Source organism: Nitrospira sp. Nam80 (genome assembly GCF_965152575.1).
On the sequence record NZ_OZ224216.1, the window covers coordinates 1,502,447 to 1,527,601 of the forward strand.

The 25,155-nt window shown below is 49.8% G+C and carries 23 protein-coding genes; 22 read left to right on the forward strand and 1 reads right to left on the reverse strand.

The features are described 5' to 3' along the window. Window positions 1-25: 25 nt before the first annotated feature. The 7 genes from eno to glgA all read left to right on the forward strand — a co-directional run bounded on the left by eno (window position 26) and on the right by glgA (window position 7,310). Window positions 26-1,303 (forward strand): phosphopyruvate hydratase, encoded by a 1,278-nt coding sequence (gene eno, locus ACWGXE_RS06995; protein WP_447602444.1) that lies wholly within the window; start codon window positions 26-28, stop codon window positions 1,301-1,303. A 12-nt stretch (window positions 1,304-1,315) separates the two neighbouring features. Further along, complete coding sequence (locus tag ACWGXE_RS07000) at window positions 1,316-1,663, forward strand: FtsB family cell division protein (RefSeq protein WP_447602446.1); 348 nt, start codon at window positions 1,316-1,318, stop codon at window positions 1,661-1,663. Window positions 1,664-1,670: 7 nt separating this feature from the next. Continuing rightward, complete coding sequence (era, locus tag ACWGXE_RS07005) at window positions 1,671-2,555, forward strand: GTPase Era (RefSeq protein ID WP_447602447.1); 885 nt, start codon at window positions 1,671-1,673, stop codon at window positions 2,553-2,555. 11 nt (window positions 2,556-2,566) lie between these two features. After that, entirely contained in the window at window positions 2,567-4,000 is a 1,434-nt protein-coding gene (gene mgtE / locus ACWGXE_RS07010; RefSeq protein ID WP_447602448.1) for a magnesium transporter, read from the forward strand. Between the two features lie 71 nt (window positions 4,001-4,071). Continuing rightward, window positions 4,072-4,818 carry a DNA repair protein RecO gene (gene recO, locus ACWGXE_RS07015; protein WP_447602449.1) on the forward strand — a complete coding sequence of 249 codons (747 nt, stop codon included), beginning with the start codon at window positions 4,072-4,074 and terminating at the stop codon, window positions 4,816-4,818. Between the two features lie 68 nt (window positions 4,819-4,886). Beyond that, window positions 4,887-5,243, forward strand: a complete 357-nt coding sequence (locus tag ACWGXE_RS07020) for a gamma-butyrobetaine hydroxylase-like domain-containing protein (RefSeq protein ID WP_447602451.1) — start codon at window positions 4,887-4,889, stop codon at window positions 5,241-5,243. A gap of 339 nt (window positions 5,244-5,582) precedes the next feature. After that, window positions 5,583-7,310 (forward strand): glycogen synthase GlgA, encoded by a 1,728-nt coding sequence (gene glgA / locus ACWGXE_RS07025; protein WP_447603882.1) that lies wholly within the window; start codon window positions 5,583-5,585, stop codon window positions 7,308-7,310. A gap of 98 nt (window positions 7,311-7,408) precedes the next feature. On the opposite strand, the gene ACWGXE_RS07030 is transcribed toward glgA, so the two are convergent. Beyond that, window positions 7,409-8,020, reverse strand: coding sequence for a response regulator transcription factor (locus tag ACWGXE_RS07030; protein ID WP_447602453.1), 612 nt, complete (start codon window positions 8,018-8,020; stop codon window positions 7,409-7,411). An 818-nt stretch (window positions 8,021-8,838) separates the two neighbouring features. On the opposite strand from ACWGXE_RS07030, the gene ACWGXE_RS07035 reads away from it, so the two are divergent. From ACWGXE_RS07035 to ACWGXE_RS07105, 15 genes are all read left to right on the forward strand, one after another. Beyond that, window positions 8,839-9,540 carry a polysaccharide biosynthesis/export family protein gene (locus tag ACWGXE_RS07035; protein ID WP_447602455.1) on the forward strand — a complete coding sequence of 234 codons (702 nt, stop codon included), beginning with the start codon at window positions 8,839-8,841 and terminating at the stop codon, window positions 9,538-9,540. Window positions 9,541-9,588: 48 nt separating this feature from the next. Beyond that, complete coding sequence (locus ACWGXE_RS07040; RefSeq protein WP_447602456.1) at window positions 9,589-10,215, forward strand: polysaccharide biosynthesis/export family protein; 627 nt, start codon at window positions 9,589-9,591, stop codon at window positions 10,213-10,215. After that, window positions 10,196-11,845 carry a hypothetical protein gene (locus tag ACWGXE_RS07045; RefSeq protein ID WP_447602458.1) on the forward strand — a complete coding sequence of 550 codons (1,650 nt, stop codon included), beginning with the start codon at window positions 10,196-10,198 and terminating at the stop codon, window positions 11,843-11,845. The genes ACWGXE_RS07040 and ACWGXE_RS07045 overlap by 20 nt, the downstream gene beginning before the upstream one ends. Then, window positions 11,842-14,190, forward strand: a complete 2,349-nt coding sequence (locus tag ACWGXE_RS07050) for a GumC family protein (protein WP_447602460.1) — start codon at window positions 11,842-11,844, stop codon at window positions 14,188-14,190. Before ACWGXE_RS07045 ends, ACWGXE_RS07050 begins: the two co-directional genes overlap by 4 nt. Further along, entirely contained in the window at window positions 14,174-15,241 is a 1,068-nt protein-coding gene (locus ACWGXE_RS07055) for a TIGR03013 family XrtA/PEP-CTERM system glycosyltransferase (RefSeq protein WP_447602462.1), read from the forward strand. The genes ACWGXE_RS07050 and ACWGXE_RS07055 overlap by 17 nt, the downstream gene beginning before the upstream one ends. Before the next feature lie 22 nt (window positions 15,242-15,263). Next, on the forward strand, window positions 15,264-16,160 hold the full coding sequence (locus ACWGXE_RS07060; protein ID WP_447602463.1) for an XrtA system polysaccharide deacetylase: 897 nt from the start codon (window positions 15,264-15,266) through the stop codon (window positions 16,158-16,160). 11 nt (window positions 16,161-16,171) lie between these two features. Next, window positions 16,172-16,759: a transcriptional activator RfaH gene (locus ACWGXE_RS07065; RefSeq protein ID WP_447602465.1), complete on the forward strand. Its 588-nt coding sequence runs from the start codon at window positions 16,172-16,174 to the stop codon at window positions 16,757-16,759. A gap of 381 nt (window positions 16,760-17,140) precedes the next feature. Next, window positions 17,141-17,857: an ABC transporter permease gene (locus ACWGXE_RS07070; protein WP_447602467.1), complete on the forward strand. Its 717-nt coding sequence runs from the start codon at window positions 17,141-17,143 to the stop codon at window positions 17,855-17,857. Continuing rightward, entirely contained in the window at window positions 17,857-19,116 is a 1,260-nt protein-coding gene (locus tag ACWGXE_RS07075; protein ID WP_447602468.1) for an ABC transporter ATP-binding protein, read from the forward strand. The genes ACWGXE_RS07070 and ACWGXE_RS07075 overlap by 1 nt, the downstream gene beginning before the upstream one ends. Window positions 19,117-19,152: 36 nt before the next feature. Continuing rightward, window positions 19,153-19,932, forward strand: coding sequence for a class I SAM-dependent methyltransferase (locus ACWGXE_RS07080; RefSeq protein ID WP_447602469.1), 780 nt, complete (start codon window positions 19,153-19,155; stop codon window positions 19,930-19,932). Between the two features lie 107 nt (window positions 19,933-20,039). After that, window positions 20,040-20,810 carry a glucose-1-phosphate cytidylyltransferase gene (rfbF, locus tag ACWGXE_RS07085; RefSeq protein ID WP_447602470.1) on the forward strand — a complete coding sequence of 257 codons (771 nt, stop codon included), beginning with the start codon at window positions 20,040-20,042 and terminating at the stop codon, window positions 20,808-20,810. Between the two features lie 73 nt (window positions 20,811-20,883). Further along, complete coding sequence (locus ACWGXE_RS07090; RefSeq protein ID WP_447602471.1) at window positions 20,884-21,939, forward strand: NAD-dependent epimerase/dehydratase family protein; 1,056 nt, start codon at window positions 20,884-20,886, stop codon at window positions 21,937-21,939. 182 nt (window positions 21,940-22,121) lie between these two features. Continuing rightward, window positions 22,122-23,294: a methyltransferase domain-containing protein gene (locus tag ACWGXE_RS07095; protein ID WP_447603884.1), complete on the forward strand. Its 1,173-nt coding sequence runs from the start codon at window positions 22,122-22,124 to the stop codon at window positions 23,292-23,294. Then, window positions 23,291-23,830 carry a dTDP-4-dehydrorhamnose 3,5-epimerase gene (gene rfbC / locus ACWGXE_RS07100; protein WP_447602473.1) on the forward strand — a complete coding sequence of 180 codons (540 nt, stop codon included), beginning with the start codon at window positions 23,291-23,293 and terminating at the stop codon, window positions 23,828-23,830. Before ACWGXE_RS07095 ends, rfbC begins: the two co-directional genes overlap by 4 nt. Then, window positions 23,827-25,134: a DUF4910 domain-containing protein gene (locus tag ACWGXE_RS07105; RefSeq protein ID WP_447602475.1), complete on the forward strand. Its 1,308-nt coding sequence runs from the start codon at window positions 23,827-23,829 to the stop codon at window positions 25,132-25,134. Before rfbC ends, ACWGXE_RS07105 begins: the two co-directional genes overlap by 4 nt. Window positions 25,135-25,155 lie beyond the last annotated feature (21 nt).

Genomic DNA, 25,155 nt, shown 5'->3' on the forward strand with positions numbered 1-25,155 from the left:
TCATTAATCTAACGAGGAAATGAAGATGAGCGCAATTCGAGATATTCGGGCGCGGCAAATCCTGGATTCACGGGGAAACCCTACCGTCGAGGTGGAAGTCAAACTGGAGAGCGGTGCGCAAGGGCGGGCGGCCGTGCCATCCGGCGCTTCCACGGGAGAGAAGGAAGCGATTGAACTGAGAGACGGCGAGAAGAAGCGGTGGATGGGGAAGGGGGTCTCGAAAGCTGTTTCGAATGTGACCAAAATGATCGTGCCCAAACTTCTTGGGATGGAAGCCTTCGACCAAGCAGCGGTCGATCGCACGATGATCGAGTTGGATAGCACAAAGACGAAGGGGAAGCTGGGCGCTAACGCCATCCTCGGTGTGTCATTGGCGGTGGCGAAAGCCGCTGCGGCTGAAAGCGGGCAACCATTGTATCGATACATTGGCGGGGTCAATGCCCGGGTGTTACCCGTGCCTTTGATGAATATCATCAACGGGGGCGCGCATGCCGACAACCGTTTGGACCTGCAGGAATTCATGATCATGCCGGTTGGCGCTGCTGGATTCAGCGAGGCCCTGCGCATGGCGACCGAAGTATTTCATGTGCTCAAGTCGTTGCTGAAAAAGAAAGGCTTGAACACGGCGGTCGGTGATGAGGGCGGGTTTGCGCCTGACTTGCAATCGAATGAAGAAGCGCTTGCGCTGATCATGCAAGCGATTGAGGACGCGGGCTATCGTCCGGGGCAGGATATCGCGCTGGCGCTGGATTGTGCCGCAAGCGAGCTCTATGAAAAGGGTCAGTATGTCCTGGAAGCGGAAAAGAATCCCCGCCGGTCTTCCGAAGAGATGGTGAGTTATTACGCAAAATGGCTTGATCGATACCCGATACTGTCGATCGAGGATGGACTGAGTGAACTGGATTGGAAGGGATGGCAGCTGTTGACTCAAAAGCTGGGGCAGCGCGTGCAGTTGGTGGGCGATGATATTTTTGTGACAAATGTCGAGATTTTTGCAAAAGGGATTCAGGAAGGCATCGGAAATTCGATTTTGATTAAGCTCAATCAGATCGGCACACTGACTGAGACGCTGGAGACGATCGAACTGGCCAAGCGTTCGGGGTACACCGCGATTGTGTCGCACCGGTCCGGAGAGACGGAGGACACGACCATTGCGGATGTGGCCGTCGCCTTAAATACGGGCTTGATCAAGACCGGATCATTGTCGCGAACCGATCGGGTGGCCAAATATAATCAGCTCTTGCGGATTGAAGAGGAACTGGGGGCGTCGGCTCTGTATCCGGGGAGGCGGGCAGTCCGCTGAAAGGCCTCACAGATGGTCAAACCAAACCGTGGCCGAGATTGGTTGAACTGGCAACGAAAAGCCTTGGCAGCCGCAAAATGGATCGGGCTGGGCGCGCTGCTGTTGATGGCCGGATCGTTAATCTTCGGTGAAATGGGGGTGCCCCGGTACCTCGGCATGCGGGATCATGCGCAGCAGCTGGAGCGGGAACTTGTGCAACTACAACGGCTGAACGGCGAATTGCGAATGGATATCGATCGCGTGCAATACGATCCGATCCGCATCGAGGAACTCGCGCGAGAACGGTTGGGCTACGTGCGCAGAGGGGAAACCGTATACCAGTTGGCGCCTCTCCGGGAGTCCGAACCGATCCATCGCTGAGAGTCTCATGAAATTCGGAACCGTCGCCATTATCGGACGCTCGAACGTCGGAAAATCCACGCTGCTGAATCGGTTACTCGATGAAAAAATTGCCATCGTGTCCGATAAGCCGCAGACCACGCGGACACGGATCTTGGGAGTGGCGCATGGCGGCGACGCGCAAATTGTATTTTTTGACACGCCCGGTCTGCATGAGCCCCGGCATTTGTTGAACCGTCGGATGGTTCGGACCGCGCTTGATGTGTTCGATGATGCGGACCTCTTCTATGTTTTGGCGGAGGCGACCGGGCAGCCCGGCCCCGGCGATCGTGCCGTGGTGAATCATGTTCGAGAAGCCGTTGCTCGGCAACCACGGCCCGTCCTCCTCGTGATCAATAAAGTCGATTTGGTCAATAAATCGCGCTTGCTGCCGTTGATTGAAAATTATGCGCGATTATTCCCCTGGACCGAAATCATTCCGGTCTCGGCGAAGCGGGGCGATAACGTGCAACGATTGGTGGAGCTGACCGTCGCTCTTCTTCCGGAAGGGCCTGCCGTCTACGGCGACGACATGGTCACCGATCAATCGATGCGGGTGCTGGCCGCCGAACTTATCCGGGAAAAAATTCTCGATTTGACCTATGAGGAAATTCCGCATTCCGTGGCCGTGGAAATCGAACAATTCCAAGAGACGAAGAAATTAACGCGCATCAGCGCCGCGATACTCGTCGAGAAGGAATCACAAAAAGCGATCGTCATTGGGAAGCAGGGGGAACGTCTGAAGAACGTCGGCATCGCCGCCCGTCGTGATATGGAACGCCTGTTCGGCGTCAAAGTATTTCTGGAAATGTGGGTGAAAGTGCGCGAGGCGTGGCGGGAAGACGAACAAGTCTTGTCCGAGTTGGGCTATTAGTGCACGGGGCCATGATGCAAGCGGGCGATCGATCGCGCCAAGCTGAGAAGGAGTATCTCAAGGAATCGTCCCGCGACCAGGCGGAACGCGGTCATGCGAAATCGGACATCCGGTTGGTGTCGATTCAGCGCTTGCTTCGGCGCGGTGCCATTACCAATTTGGCTAAGATGCTGGCGCGCATGCACCCGGCCGATATCGCGACGGTGATCGATCATCTGTCTTCGGCCAAAGAGCAGCGCGAAATTTTTGAACTCGTCCGCGGCGAAGCCAAACGCGGCCAGGTCTTGAGCGAACTGGATGGGGATAGCATTCTGCTGGTGCTGTCCGATGTGCTTTCCTCGGATGTCGCCTGGTTGCTTAAAGACTTGGGCGCCGACGACATCGCCTATATCCTGAGTGTCCTTCCTACCGACCGAGCAAAAGAAATTCTATCGCTGATGCGGACCGAGGACTCGACGGAGATCGCCGATCTGCTGAAGTATCCGAAGGGCACGGCCGGCGGCATCATGACAACCGAGTTCTTTTCCATGTCGGAGGACTCTACCGCACAAGAGGCGATTCGTCGTCTTCAACAGGCGACGGACGCGGAAATGGTGTTCTATATATATGTAACGGATAAGGATGACCGGCTGGTCGGAGTCTTGTCGTTGCGCCAGCTCTTGACGGTCCCTCCCGCCACGCCGCTGAAGAATATCATGACGCGTGATGTGATCAGCGTGGCCGTCGACATGGATCAGGAAGAGGTCTCTCGCCAGGTCGCCAGTTATAACCTCCTTGCGATTCCGGTGGTCGAAAGAAACGGGAAACTGGTTGGCATTATCACGGTCGACGATGTGGTCGACGTCATTCGCGAAGAAGCGACCGAGGACATGCTAAAGATGGCCGGAGCGATCGAGGAGGAGGCCGTTTCAAGGTCGTCCAGTATTGCAGCGGCTCGGGTCCGACTTCCGTGGTTGTTCACGAATCTGATCGGCAGCCTGCTGTCGGGGGTCATTCTCTGGGTGTTTCGGTATACGATTCAGGAAGTCGTGGCCATTGTCAGTTTCATCCCGGTCATTGCGGCCATGGGAGGTAATGTGGGATTACAGTCTTCCACCTTGATCATTCGAGGTCTCGCAACCGGCCTCGTGGAAATGACCGATGTCTGGAAGATTTTTTTCCGAGAAGTTAAGATCGCCTTTATGATGGGGATCGCGTGCAGCCTCTTGCTTACCGCTGTAGGATGGTTGTGGCATCAAGTATTTCTTGGGATGGTGGTCGGCATCTCGTTGATCACCGCGTTCCTTGTTTCCACCAGCATGGCGACGGTTATGCCCATTGTGTTGAAGCGGGTTGGTGTGGACCCCGCCGTTGCCGCCGGCCCGTTCGTCACGACAGCCAATGATATTACCGGCATCGCAATCTATCTGACGTTAGCCACGGTTTTTCTGGAGCATCTTCGATGATAAGGATCCGATGTCATAAGAAGCGCAAAGGGCGCGGGCAACCGATTTCTGAATGAGTATTCGGATTTAATATGCCGTTGGTAAAGACCGCGGCGATCATTCTTCACAGCCGAAAATGGGGGGAAGGCGACCGGATCGTCACCTGTTACACCAGGCGCTTCGGAAAGATCAGAGCCATAGCTCGTGGTGCTCGAAAGCTGAAGAGCCGGCTAGGTGGATCGCTCGAACCGTTTGTTCTGTGTCAGCTGGATCTGTTTGAAAAGCCTGGAGATTCTTTATACAGGATTTCACAGGTAGCTATGCAGGAGCCTTTTGCGGGATTCCGTGATGATTTGACTCTAATGGCGGCCGCTGCGCGAATGGTCAATTTGGTTGCGGCAATCGCTGCTGAGGGCGACGCGGATGCACGTATGTTCGAGGGGTTGGAACAAGGGTTGCGCCATCTTCTTGTCAGCTCCGATCCCCGTCTAGCGGTGTTATTGTTCCAAATCCGCATGCTGGGACTAACCGGTTTCAAACCTCAGACTGAATACTGTGCGTCATGCGGGCGATGTCGCTCTGATATGATTTCGCAATTCTCTCCCATGGCCGGTGGATTGATTTGTATGGTTTGTGCAAGTCACCACCCGGTGGAGTGTGTGGCACTTTCCCAAGGAAGCGTCGCGTTCTTGCGGCAGGCACTCCGCTTGACTCCCAACCTCGTCTCCAGACTGAATGCCGGGAGCCAAGTGCGGTCCGAAGTGGAGACAGCGATTGAAAGATATGTGACCGCCGTGGCTGGAAAGCGGCTTCCGTCGGTTGATTTCATGACGATGTAAGTAGATCTTGATTCTTACGGACAGCACCCGGCTTGGCTGGTGCAAGCCTTATAAAGGATAAAGTAATAATGAGCGACAATCCGCTTGAACCGGCTGACATGGAATGGGTGGGGAAGGGTTTGCTTGGTGTCACATGGACTGATGGACATAAGAGCATCTACCCTGTCCGGTTCTTGCGGCAACATTGTCCCTGTGCGGCCTGCACGGACGAATGGACCGGTGAATTGCGCTTGAAGCCTGACGATGTACCGATGTTGATTCTGTTACAGGACGTGGAAGCCGTCGGCCGGTACGCCTTGCAGTTTAAATGGAGCGATGGTCACGACACCGGCATCTATTCCTACGCTTTTCTGCGACGCCTTTGCCAATGCGATCTATGTCAGCCGGTAAAGGCGCAGGAATCTAAATCTAGGCGGCTGTTGTGACAGCCCGCATAACATTCTGTGCCGTGTTTGCAGTACTAAAGTCCACCATAGGTCGATGCGGGAGCCGGATTCTTTTTCTTCGGTTGCTCTTTCCGTTGCTCCTACTCGCGGCTTGTACAAATTTGCCCTCGCTTGATGCGCAAAAGCAGTTGATCGAACGGGGCGATCTTCAGATTCATCGTCTGACACCTCGAGCTTTTGTCGAGACATGGGGAGATCCCACCTATATTCACCAAGAGTTTAGTCAATTTTTTGTGATGAACGACGGAAGTTTGATCCCTCAATCCAGACTGTCACTCGGGGAGTCCCCAAAAGGCTGGGAAACGGGTCTTGAAGCGGGTGATTCTCTCTTTTTGGCTTACGCTGATCGCGGCTGGTACCTCGTGTTTTATGATGACCGGCTTGTGTACCGTGAAGCAATGTCTGCATCGAACGTCCATGCTGTCGGAAAAAAATGGAAATATGAGGAACAGTTCAGAACACGGCTTGAAAGATCTTCCGGCGCATCCCGTTGATGTTTTTATGCCGCAATCTACCGATCAACCGCTTAAAATCGTAATGGTCTCAAGCGAGGCAGTACCGTTTGCAAAGACAGGCGGGCTCGCGGACGTTGTTGGAGCGCTGTCTCTGGAGCTTGCGAAGCTCGGGCACGAAGTCTATTTGGTCATTCCTCGATATCGTTTTACGGATTTGACTGAGTATGCCTCAGAAGAATTTGTCCGATTTCCGGTTCCTACTCCCATGGGTCCGATTGACACAGTAGTGGAATATGTCACACAGCGTGGATTTCCTGATCGAAAGATCTCAGGAAGTCTTACAATATTAGCCATTCAATGCGATCAATTTTTTAACCGGAGCGGCCTTTATCAAGAACGGGGCAAGGACTATCCGGATAATCTGGAACGGTTCAGTTACTTTTGCCGCGCAGCCATGGAACTACTGCTCATTTTGGGGCGCAGGAGCCAATGGGGACCGGCTGTATTACATTTGCACGATTGGCAGGCGGCTCTGTGTGCAGTCTATCTGAAAACATTATATGCTTCGCACGCGGATCTCGCAGATATCCGCAGTGTGTTAACCCTGCACAATCTTGGATATCAGGGACTCTTCTCCGCTGCGGAATACTGGAAAATTGGGTTGCCTGATGCGTTGTTTTCAATGGCATCACTGGAATACTACGGTTCAATCAATCTGTTGAAGGGCGGCATTGTATTTGCGGATTTCCTGACGACAGTCAGTCCGACATACAGCCTTGAAATTCAGACCAGTGAATGTGGGTTCGGGTTGGAAGGTGTTCTGGCTGAACGCAAAACGGTTCTTCGCGGGATCGTCAATGGAATAGACACCGAGGTGTGGAATCCAAAAACCGATCCATTCTTGAAAAGTCATTACTCTGCGTCAAACTTAAAAGGAAAGAAGGACTGCAAGTTCCAATTGCAGCAAGAACTGAATCTGGAACAGTCGAATACAATGATCCTGGGTATAATCGCACGCTTGACATCCCAGAAAGGCTTAGACTTGGTGCTTCAGGTCACTCCGGAACTCATGGAGATGGACATACAATTGATTATTCTGGGGAGGGGAGAATCAACATATGTAGAACACTTCTTGAGATTATCTGAGAAATACCCGGGGCGGGTGGCGTTTCGCGATACCTTTGACGAAGGATTGGCACATCGAATAGAAGCCGGCGCAGATGTGATGCTTATGCCATCCCTTTATGAGCCGTGCGGATTGACTCAGTTGTATAGTCTTCGCTATGGCACTGTCCCACTTGTTCGAAAAACTGGCGGCCTTGCCGACACGGTAATTCCCTGCACCCCGCGCAACTTGAATGAGAACCGGACAACCGGTTTCATGTTTACGGAGCCAACTCCTGACGCACTCCTGCCTGTTTTGATGCTCGCTACTACGATGTACGACAAAAAGCTACTCTGGCGTCGAATCATGACATCAGGGATGAGGGCCGACAACTCCTGGAATCGATCCGCTGCTGCTTATGTACATGTATTCAGGCAGGTCGTTGACGTTCGCTCCGGGGAGAAGGTCGGGCCGGAACGTACATAATTCATCTCGGTGGTTTCAATTTCGGAGTGCACTACACATATTCTAACGATCTGTTGTCTTGACGTATTTTATTGGGATAGAAATAAGCAGAAAGAAGATTACGAGCGAAAGACCTGAACCAAAACCCCAGTACGCGTCGTCGAATTAGTCTTTCTCATAATGTGTTTGATGTGTTCTTTAACAGTTTGCTCGGTTATGTGTAGCGCATTGGCAATTTCTTTGTTGGTCCATCCCTTTGCGAGATTTTCTACTACAGATTGCTCGCGGTTAGTAAGCTGAAATTTTTCCTTAGCTTGGTCTGTATTCAAATGCTGTCGCCGGCCCAGTTCCTCCATAGTCACGACTAACCGGGCATGCTGTATGCCACCTTTATCAGGTAGCCCAAATCCTCGTAAAAGGATGGGTTGTTTTGGGTTTCCGGCAATTCGCTTGACTTCGAATTGTTCCCAGTCCTTGGCTTCAGTACGTACTTGAAGTGCCTTTAGGATTTCAGAACAGAGTTCAGTCAGCGCCGCTGGTAAAACACCCTGTGCAGCCCTCGGCGGTGTACCTCCGTTGTCAGTCATGTTTATGAGCTTTGATAATTCCCCTGCCTGTCTGTTCATGTGGAGTAATTGCATGGAAGATGAAAGAACCACTATGCCGGCGCCGCCACGCTGATCAGCTAGATTATCTGTGTGGTCTGCGTAGTCTGCTGCCTTCTCTCCCATGTGACCTCCGGGATGGTTTAATCTATCCAGATAGACAATCGAGCTATCTTTGGTATGGTTTAGGTGCCTTCACTATACAGTAAATGGTACATAACACTTTGGAGGTAGTCAAATAACCCTTCTGGATTAAAATGGCATACCTGCACGGTATTGTCATCTAAATACAGTCAACTTATACTGGGACGCAGAATCGTGAAAATCATGTATATTTAGAGAAGTTTACTGGCCAGGCAATATTCAGCTTCTGCTAACAGGGCAACCGCCGGACAGACAAGGACATTTCTTCTTACATCTATCTGAAACCAATCTAGCTGTTCCTGCCATTTGGTTTAATGGAGAGTGTATGCGAGATTCCAATTTGGATGAAATTCACACGGCACGACACGGGTGGGATTGGCCAATTCGCCCGAGTCATCAAAAACATAGTGAACGCGTCGCGTTGTTGCGTCCAATAGCTTACGAGATAACCGCTCCTGTCCTGGATGCACCTGGGCAAGCATTACAAGGCAAGGCGTTGTCTCTAAATATAAGCAGTGGAGGGATGCTCCTCATTATGGACAGTTGTCCGGGTATAGAGCGGGTCCTCAAGGTCTATGTGCCGACACCCATTACGCTTGCTGAGACGCCGACTTTAGCAGAGGTCCGCTGGACAAGGAGACTTCCATTTAATCGACCGAAGGAAAGCGAGTCGTATTTTGTTGGGCTTAAGTTCCTTTTCTAGAAGGCCGCTGGACAGCAATCGGTAGGTCAAGAATGAAAGAATCACCGGTGGAAAATATGTTTCTAAAAAACTAGCATTGGTATTAAGGAGATCGACTATGAATCACCAAGTCAGCGTGGTCAGTATGATCTTTTTTTTGTGTTGTGGCAATGCTTTCGCGGACGGATCCTCTAATCTTATGACTGCGGCCGCTGCACCAACGATCTCTACGACTACTGTACCACCTTCAGCATCTCGGCACGGAGTAGAAGGCGCCGAAAAATCATCTCTTACTGTCACTCCCGATTACATTATGGGGCCTGAAGATGTGTTGGAGATAACTGTCTGGAAGAACGCCGATCTATCAAAGCAGGTCCAAGTCCGGCCGGATGGCAGAATTTCACTGCCGCTTATCGGGGACGTTTCAGCCGTCGGCAAGACTGCTGCGCAACTAACCGAGGAAATTTCTTTGAAGCTAAAGTCTTATATGGAAAATCCGACCGTCTCCATTGTTGTGCGCGAAGTAAACAGTTATCAAATTTATGTTCTAGGCGAGGTCAATTCTCCGGGAAAATATCCCCTCAAAAGCAAAACTACTTTGCTTCAAGCCATTACCATCGCTCATGGCTTTACCCAGGTCGCTGCGCGAAATAAAATTGTAGTTTTTAGATTTGGGAAGGATGGTGAGGGTTTAACAAAGATTAAAGCAAGTTATGATGATATAGTCCTTCGAGACGGGTCGGATCAAAATATTGAGTTAAAACCCGGTGACCAGATTGTGGTGCCTTCTGAAACCATGGTTGTACTACCATCCAGATAGCTCCAGAGCTATTACTCGGCGACTCTAGCAGAAAATGAGGTAAAGGAATTGGAAATACTGAGGCTAGGAAAATTCGCAAAAGGCATTTGCTTGACGCTCAGCCTCATGATGGGATTGTCAGGTTGCTTCTTATTTGGAACGGAGCAGCAGGATTATAACCTTACCTACATTCCGCCGAACGAATTTCTTCTTGGTCCCGAAGATATCCTTGTAGTCAATGTTTGGCGCAACCAAGAGCTTTCTCGTGAAGTCATCGTTCGGCCGGATGGGAAGATCTCTATGCCTTTGGTCGGCGATGTCCAGGCAGCGGGTATGACGGCAAATGTTTTGGCGAAGCGCATTGCAGACGGCTTAGCCGAATTTATGTCAAATCCGACGGTTTCGGTACAGGTAAAAGAGGTGAACAGCTATTATGTCTATGTTCTTGGTGAGGTCCAGAAGCCGGGCAAGGTGCCGCTCAAATCGTATGCCACCGTTCTTCAAGGTATCTCACTGGCCGGAGGATTCACCACATTTGCGTCTCGAAACAAAATTCACGTCCTGCGCGTTGTACCGAACGGGCAAGGTCAGCCTAAGCAAATTCAGATTCCTGTACCGTATGAAGATATCATTGCAGGCAGAAACTCGGAAGGGAACTTCTTCTTGAAGGCTGGTGATGTCATTGTTGTGCCGTGACCGGCTTTCGAGGATCTGTTGGTATGTTTTTGTAGCGACGTTTGTGGTGCTGTCAGTGAATGGATTCACCGTTGTCGCCGACGCCCAACAGGTTCGAATCGTGCCATCAGTCTCTGTAAGAGAGATTTACGATACTAATGTCTTTTACTCGTCAAGTAGTCTGCCTCCGGGCCTCAGTAAGGATGATTTCATCACGATGATAGTGCCGCAAGTCAATCTGGGACAGACAAATTCCCTGATGAGTACCAACTTGTCCGTTGGGGCGCTTATTCAGAAATTCGCGAAAAACTCCGATCTAGACAACGTCGGGTTCAATGCTGCAGCGGGTATCGATATCTCTCGATTAGCTAATCGTTATCTACCTAGAATGAGGACGGCGCGTGTGTACGGCACCTATATGTATAGCCCATCGACGCCGGCATTCGGCGGTGGAGGGATGGGTGGTGCAGGAATAGGTGGTGGAGGGATGATGGGGGGCGGCATGATGATGGGCGGTGTAGGCGGCATTGGCTTAACCGGTCCCTTGGATTCCGGCCAAGTTGCCCAGAGAATTCGAACAAATATCTATAACATCGGTCTGACCAGTTCTTATGCGCTTTCGCCATCGGCTGATTTCCAGACATCATTGATGTATTCTCGCTTGAGCTTCGGAGGTTCCTATACTCCTACAACAACGCAGTCGGGACAAGCTCTCACCTTTGACACGACGAACTATAACGTCACAGCTGGGCCAATGGCTCGCATTTCGGCGACTGACTCTCTTGGGTTTACATACACGTTTAGTCAATTTTCGCAGGCTAACTTTGGTAACTTTTCAACACACGCCGGCAACCTAAACTGGTCTCGGACCTGGACCCGAGAGATCAGTTCTTCTGCTCGTGGCGGGTTGACGCTGGTCGAGCCGATTCCGGCCACTCAGTTCAATGCCGCAGGCATTCAGTCATCTAACCGCGGCAGGATTGCAGCGACTATGTTTCCTACTGGAGGACTGTCATTGACGTATGCCTCCGCTTCATCGCTTTTGAGATCAATGGGAAGTGAAATTTCTTCAGCCGGAGGAGTGTCTCCATCCGGAGGAGTAGGAGTTGTAGGCGGGAGTTTCTTGCCGATGCTGGCCGGCTCCACAGTTCCCGGCAGCATTGCGAGCCCCGGGATGTATAGTGTGTCGCTTATATACAATCTTGGTGTCTATCCCAGCTTTGTTTCTTCAGCGGGACCGATATATACGCATATCATTGGTCTCAATACCTCTGCTGGCATCACGGATAGGTTAACCTCTTTAGCCGGATTGAACTTTTCTCATAGTAGCTTTACCAGTCAAGTCAATACCGGAACGTTCGATTCCTATAGCACGATCGTGATGTTGAATTACCTCGTCACCCGGACACTTCAAGCGACCCTCAGCCACCAATGGCTAAACTTTACAGGTGGATCGGACAGTGCAGCCAATTCGAGCGCTAGTTTTACCTTATCTAAGCACATGGTGATGCTGGGTCTCTCTTATGCCTATTCACCACGAGGAGATTTTTTCAGGGCGGGTGCATTTTGGGACACTCCGTCTGCCGGCAGTTCAACAACTGGGTCCAGTCCGAGCCAGTCTGGATCTGGTGGGGTGGAGATAAAGAAATGAATACCCGTGTTTTGGCGCCGGAAGATTATTGGCGGGCGATTGTCAGCAGAAAATGGCTGGTAATTTCCGCCATTCTGGTTGCGCTTAGCATCGCCGGGACTATCTGTATTGTAATGCCTAAACGTTTCCGGTCAGGTACGAAAATGTGGGTTGAAGGTGCAAAGATCCAAGAATCCTTAGTGAAAGGAGACCCCATCAGCGGTGGAAATTATGTTCCAACCCTTGAAGATCGCGCTATGGAAGTACGTCAGTTTCTGATGGGGCGGAAATTATTAGGGCAGGTAGCTGCAGAGTTCTCTCTTTACGGATATGAGAAAGATCGGCCCGACTCTCCTTCATCTGAGAATGCAATTCGCGCGATCAGGGGAGGAATCAAGGTCGAGCCTACAAAAGACAAGCTTTTTATTGTCGTGTCCTTTGCCGATGAAGATGCAACGCTTGCACGTGATGTCACCACAAAAATGGCGGATCTTTTCATAGAAGAAACTCTAAGAGAGCGCGAGCAAGGGGTGGTTGCTGCGGAAGAGTTTCTCCAGCAAGAGATCATTCGTGCCAAGTCTGAACTAGAAGTGAAGGAAAAGGTCATATCAGAGTACAAGCAGCAACATCTTGGAGAGTTGCCGCAGCAAATCGATGCTAATCTGCATAAGCTGGACCGTCTGCAGGATGACATGAAGGCTCAAAATGAGATGGTTCAGACATTGAGCAATCGTTTGGATCATCTCGATAAGGCCATCAAGTCATATGAAGAAACAGGGGAGGAAGGCGATGTTCCAGGTTCTTCAACAAAGCGGAATCGTGATCCACGTCTTGCACGGATTAAGGAACTAGAACGTCGCTTGGTTGAATTGTCTTCTATGTATAAGGAAACTTATCCTGATCTCGTCCAGATTAAAGAAGAGATGAAAAGACTTAAGGAAATGACCACGGCACAGTACAGAGATTTGCTGCCGGACGCAGAAGATTCCGATCAGCCCATAGTTGGGAGGAAGTCCAAGAAAAAGGCTATCGATCCCTACCACGCAGAGATGTTGAAGCAGCGCGAAGAGATAGTTCTGCAGCTTGACGCAATCAAAAGGAGGCAAGTACAGATTTCTGCGGAAATGGTCCAATATGAGCGGCGGGTGGAAAGAACCCCGGAGCGTGAACAGAAACTGAAAACTCTTGAAAGGGATTATGAAAATCTCCAAAAGAATTACCAGTCGCTTTTAGATAAGAAGCTAAGCGCCGGAATTGCTGGCAATTTAGAGAAGCGAAGGAAGGGCGCAAAGTTTAGCATCGTGGACCCGGCATATAAGCCGATTGTTCCAGAGGTGCCCAATATTCCATTGGTCATGCTCGGCGGTCTGGCTCTCGGCTGTGCTTTAGGTTTCGGCGGTGCCATAGGATTAGAGCTTCTTGGAAGAGGTTTCCGTTCCGCTGAGGAGGTGGAGGTTACATTAGGGTTACCCGTCATAGCCTCCATTCCATTGTATGAGGGGGCGTTTGGGGGAACGATGCAGAGTGTCAGAGCTGTGGCTCAACGAAGTCGCGCAACGGCTCTCCTATCAGCAGATCCGGACAACGATTCAAGCAGAGACTTAGCTCCGCTCCACCGCAGCGCCGCTATGAGCATTAAACAGAGGCCTCAACCCGGTCAGCTTCCCAACGTCACTCCCGGATTGGAGTTGGTGTCCATGTGGAGACCACTCTCGTTTGTAGCCGAACAATATCGAGTAGCCGCTACACGTCTCGAGTTAATGGGAGGGGATCGTAAAAACACCGTCGTCGTGGTGACAAGCGCCGTTATGGGAGAAGGAAAATCATCTACAGCCTTGAACCTTGGCTACGTCTTGTCAAAGGACCTGGATCGGCGGACTCTTGTCCTTGATTGCGATTTCAAGCGCCCGATGCAACACATCTATGCAGGTGTATGGCAGCAGCCCGGCCTTGCTGAGGTCTTGCGTGGTATAAAGCCGGTTGAAGATTGCTTGCAACGAATGGGCGACTTAGGACCGTGGATTCTTTCTGCCGGTTCTGTCGCCGATAGTCCTCTTACGCTCTCCAAAATGCATGAAATAGCTGATTTGCTGACTGAATTGCGAGAAAAATTTGAGTACATAATCGTAGATGCACCGCCGGTTTTGCCATTGGCCGATATGCATGTCTTGGCCAGTATGGCGGATGTTCTGGCCTACGTTATAAAGGCAAGTGTGACAGGCCGGGATGTGGTGCAGAAGGCACTGAAGGCAATCGGCGATACAGGGAATATTGGCATCATCTTGAATGGCCTTGATGCCCATACCACGCCGTATTACATGCAGCAAGAATATTACAGAGAAGCTCATCATGAACAGCTCAAGTAAATCTGAGCAGCGGATTGAGCTGGAGGCCACGACATCTGCACCACCACTAATCTCCGTTTCGGTTTCTTTTCCTAAACTTAGAAGGAGAGTATTGATCCTAGGGGTAGGCCCACTAGCAAGAGATCTTTGTCAAACGCTGCTGTCTAAACGAAACGGATTTACCGATGTAGTCGGCTTTCTTGACAAAGACTCGGCACGAGTGGGAGAGCGGGTCGTCAACCCACGCATTATCGGCACATATGATCAACTATTCGAAATAGCCGAACGTTACCAGATCCATACCATTGCAGTATGTCTAGAGGATCGACGAACGGTCCTTCCCGTTCAAACTCTTCTGGATATGAAGGCCATGGGAAGGGATGTGGTAGATGGTCACTATTTGTACGAGGAAGAGTCTGGACGTCTATCAATTGATCATCTCAAGCCCAGCGCTCTTATTTTTTCAACAGGTTTCCGCCGCCGTTTGATTTCTATGGTCTTTAAGCGCATGGTCGATATAGTCGTCTCTTTAGCGGGCCTCTTGGTACTAATACCGCTAACCCTGTTATTAGCCGTTGCAATTAAGCTGGACTCGCCTGGTTCCGTCTTTTATAAGCAAATGCGGGTCGGACTTCGGGGGCGTCCGTATATGATCTGGAAATTTCGATCAATGCGTCAAGATGCCGAGACGATGGGTGCACGATGGGCTTTGACGGAGGACCCTCGGATTTCAAGAGTAGGGCGGTGGCTGAGAAAATGGAGGATGGATGAGGTTCCTCAGTTAATCAATGTATTGAAGGGAGAGATGAGCCTTGTGGGACCTAGGCCTGAGAGGCCCGTCTTTGTGCAGGAACTCCGTAATAGTATCCCGTATTATGATCTCCGGCATACTGTAAGACCGGGTATTACCGGATGGGCGCAGACTAAGTTTCGTTATGGCGCATCCAAGGAAGATTCTCATGTCAAGTTACAATATGATTTGTATTATGTAAAAAACTTATCCCTTGTACTCGATATGAGAATTATTGTGAATACAATAAGGGTCATGTTGCTGGGGCAAGGCGCCCGATAATTAAAGACTAGGAAGTATTTCAGTGAAACACTGTCTTTCGTTCGATGTCGAGGAGCATTTCCAAGTGTCTGCTTTTGAATCTCCAATGCGACGAAGGCACTGGGATTTTTACGAAAGTCGAGTGGAAAAGAACACCTTACGACTGCTCGATATACTCGCTCGTCATGACGTTAGGGCAACATTTTTTGTTTTAGGATGGGTGGGAGAACGTTTCCCACGTCTAGTTAAGCAGATTGCCTCGGCCGGTCACGAACTCGCCTCTCATGGTTACGGGCATGAATTGATAACGGCTCAAACGCCTTCTGCCTTCAGGGATGACGTCCGTAAAGCTAAGTGCATCCTGGAGCAACTTGTCTCCCAGCCTATACACGGCTACCGAGCACCCAGTTTTTCAATTACGAAAACCACTACGTGGGCTCTTTCGGTGCTCGCGGAGGAGGGTTACCTCTATGATTCAAGCATTTTTCCAATTCTTCATGACAGATACGGTATCTCAAATGCGATCCCGCATATCCATATGATTAAGACCGAATCAGGTAGTCTATGGGAAGTTCCGCCTTCAGTGGTGAGATTGCTTGGTTTGAATGTTCCGGTGGCCGGTGGAGGCTATTTTCGATTGTATCCGTATTTTGTCCTGAAGTGGCTGTTGCGCCATTTAGATAAAGAGAACATGCCGCTTGTTATGTATTTGCATCCGTGGGAGTTTGATCCTGAGCAGCCAAGAATGGACGGTCCTTTGGTTTCGCGTATTCGCCATTACCTTAACTTAAGCAAGACAGAAACTAGATTGAATATGTTGTTGGAAGATTTTGATTTTGCTCCGATATGTGAAGCGATTGAACCAATTGATACCATGGGTCAGGAGAAGCAAACTGTGCTTCACTCGTTCGAAACATGTGTCCGGTCGCCTGCTCAATGAGGCATGACAAAATGATGAGAACGGCAGGTGACGAAGTGGTATCTCGATCGCTATCTCATTTTGCGCATACAACTACAAGGTCGATCGTTGACTATAGTGATGCAGAAAATAAACGTTGGTATGCTATTAGATGTAAGCCCCGTCAGGAACATATTGCGTTAACCAACATTGACAGGGCCGGTATAAAAACATTCTTGCCGCAAATCACGGAGTCAAAAAGTATCAAACAAAAAGTGGTGTGGAGTCGCGGTCCTCTGTTCCCCGGCTATTTATTTGCAAAATTTGACGCCGCAGCAGATTACAGAATTGTTAAATACGCTCGAGGGGTTCACGGAATTGTTTCATTTGGCGTAAATCCAGCTGAAGTCGATGAAGAGCTCATTCTGGCGATCCAAAGTAGACTAAAAGGCGGATTAGCTGAAGCGCAAAGCCGTATCACACGTGGCCAATTGGTCAGAATAGAAGGCGGCCCACTACACGGCATGGAGGCAGTATTTGAGAAACGCATTCCGCCTCACCAAAGAGCCGTCTTTTTATTGCGGGCTATTTCTTTTCGAGCCAGACTAGTAATGGACCTAGAAGACGTCGTGAATCTCTAGTTTTAAGTGGCTTTTGTGTTCACCCTGTCATCATCTCAGACAGGAACATAGAACGTTGACTTCTGCAGGACGTGACTAGCCTCTGGATGGCGGTAGCTTGCCAAAATACTGTTTAGTCTCCCTGGAAATGCCTCGTTATGGTAACCCTTCTATATCGGGATCTCGTACTGTTGAATAGGTCTTCATCGTGTCCGCTTGCTTCATGATTCACAACCATTGCCTCTTTGTATCCATTTCCTTATGAGTTTAAGATTTAAGGCGACCTCAGAGCCGGCTACAGTTCCTTCCATTACGATTGAACCAGTCAATACCAGGTTTATTCAAGAGCTGAAGGAACTGTGGCAATCTCGAGAACTGTTCTATTTTTTAGCATGGCGAGATATGAAGACTCGTTATGCGCAGGCGGCGATAGGGGCGGGATGGGCCATCATTCAGCCGCTCCTGACAACAATAATCTTTACCGTTGTCTTTAGTTATTGGGCCAAAATACCTTCGGATGGGCTGCCTTATCCAATTTTTGCTTACGCTGCAATACTACCGTGGACTCTGTTTGCGCGGAGTTTGGAAAGAAGCACTTTAAGCGTTGTGAGCGAAGGCGGATTAATTAAGAAGGTGTATTTCCCAAGGCTCATAATTCCCGTGGTCTCCACCTTCATCAACCTGGTCGATTTTGCAGTCGGTTTTACTATCTTAATAATAATGATGCTGTGGTATCAGTTATGGCCAACTTGGGGTATCCTGGCTTTGCCATTGTTTGTCTGCATGGCGGTAATGACATCACTTTCCGTCAGCCTTTGGCTATCGGCGATAAATGTGAAATATCGTGATGTGGCATCCGTGGTCCCTCTTTTGACTCAGTTATGGATGTTTGCTTCGCCGGTTCTCTATCCCTCGTCGATTGTTCCAGAACGGTTACAATCGCTGTATGCACTTAATCCAATGACCGGTGTAATTGAAGGATTTCGGTGGGCATTGCTGGGTAAACAACCGCCTAATTGGTTTATGGTAATGATTAGCCTTTGCGCGGTCAGTGCATTGTTTATGGCTGGCGTGGTGTTTTTTAAACGAGTCGAGCGCACTTTTGCGGACATCATCTAATGACTGATATTGCCGTTCAAGTTGAGGGACTTTGTAAGAGATATCATCTTGGCGCGACGCATAGACGGTTTAACAGTTGGTTCCCCCGGCTCATGGGTCGCCTGGTTGGATCTGCCGTGCCGAGCCTTGATTGTCCCAGCATATGGGCTTTGCGTGATGTTTCTTTTAAAATTCAACAAGGCGAGGTATTTGGTGTGATCGGGACAAACGGGTCGGGGAAGAGTACGCTGCTCAAAATACTGTCCCGAGTTACCCAGCCGACAAAAGGCAGAGCAATAATCAATGGACGATTTTGCGGTTTACTCGAAGTCGGAACAGGTTTCCATCCTGAGCTTACGGGCCGCGATAACGTGTATATGAGCGGCGCAATTCTAGGAATGAAGCGTCGGGAAATCGATCGGAAATTTGATGAGATCGTCGCATTTGCGGAGATTGCTGAATTCATTGATACACCAGTCAAGCATTACTCTAGTGGCATGTACGTAAGGCTTGGCTTTTCCGTACTAGCTCATATGGACCCGGACATACTCATCGTTGATGAGGTATTGGCTGTCGGAGACGTGCGATTTCAAAAGAAATGCATGGGGAAGATGGAGGATGTCGGACAGCATGGTCGCACAGTCATTCTTGTCTCTCATGATATGCCGGCCATTACTAGGCTCTGCAAGCGAGCCTTGCTCCTAAGCCGAGGAGAAGTCGTGAAGGAAGGGCCGGCTTATGAAGTCGTCAATGAATACTTATATATGGGCCACATCAAGCCGGTTTGCGAATGGCCTTCCCAACACGAAAGTCCCGGTGATGAAGTGGTGCGCATGCGAGCCGTAAGAGCCAGAACGGATCAGGGGGTTGTTGCAGAAGGGTTCGATATTCGAAAGCCGATTGCCGTGGAAATGGAATACGACATTATTAAGCATGGTCACAGCCCGGTTGCCCAGTTCAGTTTTCATAACGAGGAAGATGCCATGATATTTATGGCAAATGATAGGGACCCTCAATGGTATAGACGTCCAAGACCGGTAGGTCGGTATGTCAGCACGGCTTGGATCCCGGGGAATTTGCTTTCAGAAGGGGTGCTTACCGTTGGCGCGGGGATCATGTCGGAAGATCCTTTCCGTCTCCACTGCGATGTGCCGCGAGTTATCGGATTCCGCGTCCATGAGAGCGGAACCGGCGAAACCGCTCGCGGCGATTTCACCGGCCGGTGGCCGGGAGCGGTCCGTCCATTGTTGAAGTGGTCTACAGAATACATTCCCTGCTGAACAGCGACTTTTACTTATGGCGGGGCCTTATATAGCATGCGAGATCTTCTCATTTCTGCATTAGCATGGCCGTTCAAAGTCGCATTTAGAAAGGTCGCCGGTGAAGAACTTTATCAGCAGTGCCGTGTAACCGTGCTCCATCAAGAGCGTGGGCTTGGTCTCGATTGGCGCTGGTATAATTCTCTACGGACCGTTCGCCCGATTAGAAGGGATTTCGGGTGGCAGGCAGGACAAACCATCGATCGCTACTATACAGAAGAGGTCTTCTTGCCGCAGCACTCGGACGATATACGCGGTAGGGTGCTGGAAATTGGGGATCGGCGATATACCGAACGCTTCGGTGGTGCAAAAGTAACCAAATCTGACGTGCTGAATACCAAGCCGGGAAACAGCGAGACGACCATTATAGCCGACTTAACATCAGCAGACCATATTCCTTCAAATACATTTGATTGCGCCATTCTTACGTTTACGCTGCAATTCGTATATGACGTGAAAGCAGTTCTGCGCACACTCTACCGAATTCTTAAGCCGGGAGGAGTTCTATTGATCGCCGTTCCCGGGATTAGCCAGATTGCTCGCTATGACGACGACAACTGGGGTGAATATTGGAGATTTACATCGAGATCGGCCCGCATGTTGTTTGAGGAAGTGTTCCAGCCCGAGTCGCTCATCATCCGAACTCATGGCAATGTCTTGGCTGCGATAGCCAGCCTTCATGGGATCATATCGAACGAGTTGCGGCGAGACGAATTGAATCACCATGATCGCGATTATGAACTATTGATTACGATTCGGGCGATGAAAAGAGCGTAGCGCAGTAGTTGATACATCCTCATACAACCACGCCTGGTTTCGTCAAGCCAGGGGCGGCAACTCGAGGGATTTCAGAACGGGTCGGTGTCGTGTGAGAAGGGAGAATCATGAAAGCCATCATTTTGGCGGGTGGATTAGGAACTCGTCTTTCAGAAGAAACCGTTCTACGCCCCAAGCCCATGGTTGAGATTGGTGGAAAACCCATTCTGTGGCATATCATGCAAATCCATGCCGCGCATGGCATCAAAGAATTCATTATCGCATTGGGGTATAAGGGCGAGATGGTAAAAGAGTATTTTCTGAATTTCTTCGCGATTAATAATGACTTATCCGTGGATCTTTCGACTGGAAAGACCACTATACACGACGGCAATCAACCAAGATGGATGATCCATCTTGTGGACACTGGCCTCGCTACTCAGACGGGAGGACGGGTGAAGCGACTCCAAAAATGGTTGGGGAAGGATGATACCTTTCTGCTGACCTACGGAGATGGTGTCGCGGATCTTGACATTAAGAAACTCCTTGAATTTCACAGATCGCACGGAAGGATTGCAACAATGACGTCTGTTCGGTCACCCGCGCGATTTGGCAGGATAGGTTTTGACGGTGACGCGGTTACTGAATTCTTCGAGAAGCCTGAAAGCGGCGAAGGATGGATCAACGGCGGATTTTTCGTCCTTAACACAAGAGCGCTGGAGTATATCGATGGCGATCATACCGTATGGGAACGGGATCCTGTGGAACGACTTGCATATGACGGTCAAATGATGGGCTTCCGCCACTATGGATTCTGGTCTTGTATGGACACGCTAAAGGAGAAAAACTATCTAGAAGAGCTTTGGGCAACCGGTAAGGCGCCATGGAGAATCTGGTGAAGTGAAAGAGTTTTTGACTCGTCTGCGAACCCCCTTGGGGGTACATCGGCTGGATGGTTAATGAGGGAATGAAATGAATATACTGATCACGGGGAATATGGGCTATATAGGCCCAGCGGTGGTGCGTCGTCTTCGTGAATCGTATCCCAGTGTAAAATTGATTGGCTTCGATATGGGATACTTTGCGCCATTTTTGACTGCGTCCGAGTTTTTGCCGGAATGTCGGCTCGATATCCAATATCTAGGTGATGTTCGCCGGATCGATCAGGCGGTCCTGAAGGGCGTTGACGCTGTCGTATACTTGGCTGCTATTTCAAATGATCCCATGGGAGCCACCTTTGAAAAGGTGACCTTAGATGTCAATTGTTATGCCGCGACGATTCTTGCGCACAATGCCAGAGAAAATGGCGTGAGGCGGTTTATATTCGCCTCCAGTTGCAGTGTCTACGGATTTGCTGAAGAGAAAGAGAAGACTGAAGAGTCCCCGCTGAATCCATTGACCGCCTATGCAAAGTCAAAAATCGACGCCGAACACAAGCTTGAAAGCCTCGCTGATTCCAATTTTGCAGTCACCTGCCTGCGATTTGCCACCGCGTGCGGAATGAGCGACCGTCTTCGCTTGGATTTGGTGCTTAATGACTTTGTTGCGAGCGCTTTGACTGCTGGACGAATCAGCATTCTAAGTGACGGAACGCCCTGGCGTCCTCTTATTCATATTCTTGATATGGCGAGAGCCATTGATTGGGCGCTGCAAAGATCAAATCGTGAAGGCGGAGACTTCCTTGCCATTAATGTAGGAAGTGACGAATGGAACTACCAGGTAAGAGACCTCGCCGAAGCTGTAGCGCGTGTAGTTTCAGGAGTCCAAATTGAGATCAATACAAAAGCTCAGCCCGACAAACGGTCTTATCGGGTGAGTTTCGCCAGGTTCAAGTCTTTGGCGAAATCATACCAGCCTCAAATCGATCTAGGAACTGCTATCGAGGATATAAAGAGAGGTTTGCGAAGAATGGATTTCCGAGATTCTAATTTTAGACATTCCAACCTCATAAGGCTCAATGTGTTGAAACAGCTCAAACAAGATGGCCACCTCACAGAGGATCTTTGTTGGACGGGATTCCAAAAATGAATGCTATTTCTTGAAGAGACGAACGGCGTCAGAACGCTAAAACGTTGGAGGTTGGGATGGCAAAGCGAAGTGAAGAACGGTCTAAATCAAACGCTGGCCGGAAAATCAACGTGACACCCACCGCCAATCACTGCTGTCGGTTCTGTGGTTCTTTCCTGGCAACCACATTTGTTGACCTAGGCATGTCGCCGTTGGCCAATTCTTACGTTGACAAAGATCATTTGAATCAAATGGAACCCTTCTACCCGTTACATGTGTATATATGCAAGGAATGTCTTCTTGTGCAGTTGGAGGAATTCACAAGCCCGCAGAGAATTTTTGGGGATTATGCCTATTTTTCGTCGTATTCCGACAGCTGGTTGGAGCATGCGAGCAAGTATGTTGACCTGGTTTGCGAGCGTTTCAAATTGGGTCAGCGCAGCCGTGTCATCGAGGTTGCCAGTAATGACGGATATCTTCTTCAATATTTTGTCAAGCGCGGTGTTCCGGTTCTTGGCATTGAGCCTGCGGCGAACGTTGCGAAGGTCGCAAAGAGTAAAGGGATTCCGACTCTCGTGAAGTTCTTCGGGGTACAGACGGCTCGTGGGCTGGTGGCCCGTGGGAAACGGGCTGATTTGTTGATCGGCAATAACGTCTTAGCTCATGTTCCAAGCGTTAATGATTTTGTTGGAGGCCTGAAGATTGCCTTAAACAGTCACGGTGTCATCACGATGGAGTTTCCGCATTTGATGCGGTTGATGGAAGAGAACCAATTCGACACGATCTATCATGAGCATTTCTCATATCTGTCGCTTCTCGCCGTAGAGCGAATTTTTGGCAAGCATGGGCTGGCCTTATTCGATGTCGAGGAACTTCCAACACACGGGGGGTCATTGCGGGTCTATGCTAAGCACAGTGATGACTTATCCAAGTCCATCAGCTTGCGCCTGCAAGATCTCCGTGAACGAGAGAGGGCGGCCGGCTTCGAAAACTTTGATCATTATCTCCATTTTGCGAAGCGAGTGGCTGAGACAAAGCGCAAGCTTTTAATATTTCTGGTGGGGGCCAAGAATGAAGGAAAAGTCGTCGTTGGTTATGGAGCTCCCGCTAAAGGAAATACATTGCTGAATTACTGCGGAGTAAGAACCGACTTTATCGAGTATACCGTTGACAGAAGTCCGCATAAACAAGGGCAATACCTGCCGGGTGTACGAATTCCTATCTTCGCTCCTGATATGATTCGGCGGACAAAGCCCGACTATGTGCTCATACTGCCTTGGAATATCAAGGACGAAGTGATGGGGCAAATGGGTTTTATCCGTGAATGGGGAGGCCGGTTCGTGGTACCCATTCCCGAAGTCAAGGTTCTCCCGTGATATTTACGGAAACCGAACTGCGCGGTTCATATGTGATCGAGCCTGAACGACAGGATGATGAACGAGGATTTTTTGCCAGGGTTTGGTGTCGAAAAGGGTTTCATGAGCATCGACTTGACACAACAGTCGTGCAGTGCAACGTCTCATTCAATAAGAAACGAGGCACACTTCGCGGGATGCATTACCAGGCTGATCCGCATGCCGAAGTGAAAGTGATCCGTTGCACCAGAGGATCGCTTTACGATGTGATAGTCGATCTTCGTCCGGACTCGCCGACGTATAAACGTTATATTTCCATTGTTCTTTCCGCCGATAACCATAAGATTCTGTATGTTCCAAAAGGTTTCGCGCATGGTTTTCAAACCCTCGAAGACCATACCGAAGTCTTTTACCAAATGTCCGAATTTTACACCCCGAAATCTTCGAGAGGATTCCGATGGAATGATCCCGCCTTCCACATTGTGTGGCCGGATGATACTCGGACGATTTCTTCCAAAGATCTCTCTTATCCTGATTTCTCTTCCGCTAGGCGATGAATATTGCTGATATTGATCGGGCTATCGGCGAGCCGGAGAAAGTCGGCGCAGCAATGTATGACATGATTGCTGCGCTATATCCTATTTGCAGGAGTATCACCGGAGAGGGATTCCGTCAGACATTGCGGGGTATCGAACAATATCTGCCGCTGGAAACCCGAGAAGTAGCGACCGGCACACCGGTGTTCGACTGGACTGTCCCGCTCGAATGGAACATCCGCGATGCTTATATCGCCACATTGGATGGAAGACGTGTCGTGGATTTTAAGCAAAGCAATCTCCATGTCATGAGTTATAGTGTTCCGGTCAAGGCTCGGATGCGAATGGAAAATTTACAGAAGCATCTGCACACGCTGCCCGACAGGCCCGCGTGGATTCCCTACAGGACGTCGTATTATAAAGAGAATTGGGGATTTTGTTTGAGTCACCACGATTTCAAACAGCTCGCGGATGCAGAATATGACGTTTGTATCGATTCTTCCCTGGAACCCGGTCATTTAACATACGGTGAATGTTTACTCCCCGGACAAACAAACGAAGAAATCCTAATTTCCGTCCATGCGTGTCACCCTTCACTTTGCAACGATAATTTATCCGGAATAGCGGTGGCGACATTTTTGGGCAAAATATTGCGCAACGTGTCCCGTAAGTTTTCGTATCGATTTCTGTTTGTGCCCGGGACTATCGGTTCAATTACCTGGTTGGCGCTCAACCGAGATCGCATTGCCAAAATTCGACACGGTCTTGTGCTAACCGGTGTGGGAGATGCCGGTCCAATTACATACAAGCGCAGTCGTAGAGGGAACACTGAAATCGATCGTGCGATGGCTCACGTCCTTCAACATCTAAGCGAAACGTATAAGATTATAAATTTTTTTCCATATGGATATGACGAACGACAATACTGCTCTCCTGGATTCAACTTGCCGGTCGGCTGCTTAATGAGGACGCCGCACGGCGAATACCCTGAATATCATACTTCGGCGGATAACTTGGAATTCGTGCATGGCGAGGCTTTGGTAAACACATTGGCTATTTGCCTCAAGACGTTCTTTGTCCTTGAGAATGAGCATACGCCGGTCAGTACGAATCCGTATTGTGAACCTCAGTTGGGAAAACGCGGCTTGTACCGCGCAGTTGCAGGACAAAAAGAAGGTGCGGCCGGAGAAATGGCTCTCTTATGGGTTCTGAATTTGGCTGACGGTCGGCATTCGTTACTGGATATTGCAGACAAGGCTCAAATGCCATTTGAGTCTATCCATGCAGCCGCCCGCGCGTTGTCGGACCACGGATTGTTGAATTGAATCTAGACACAACGAGATTCA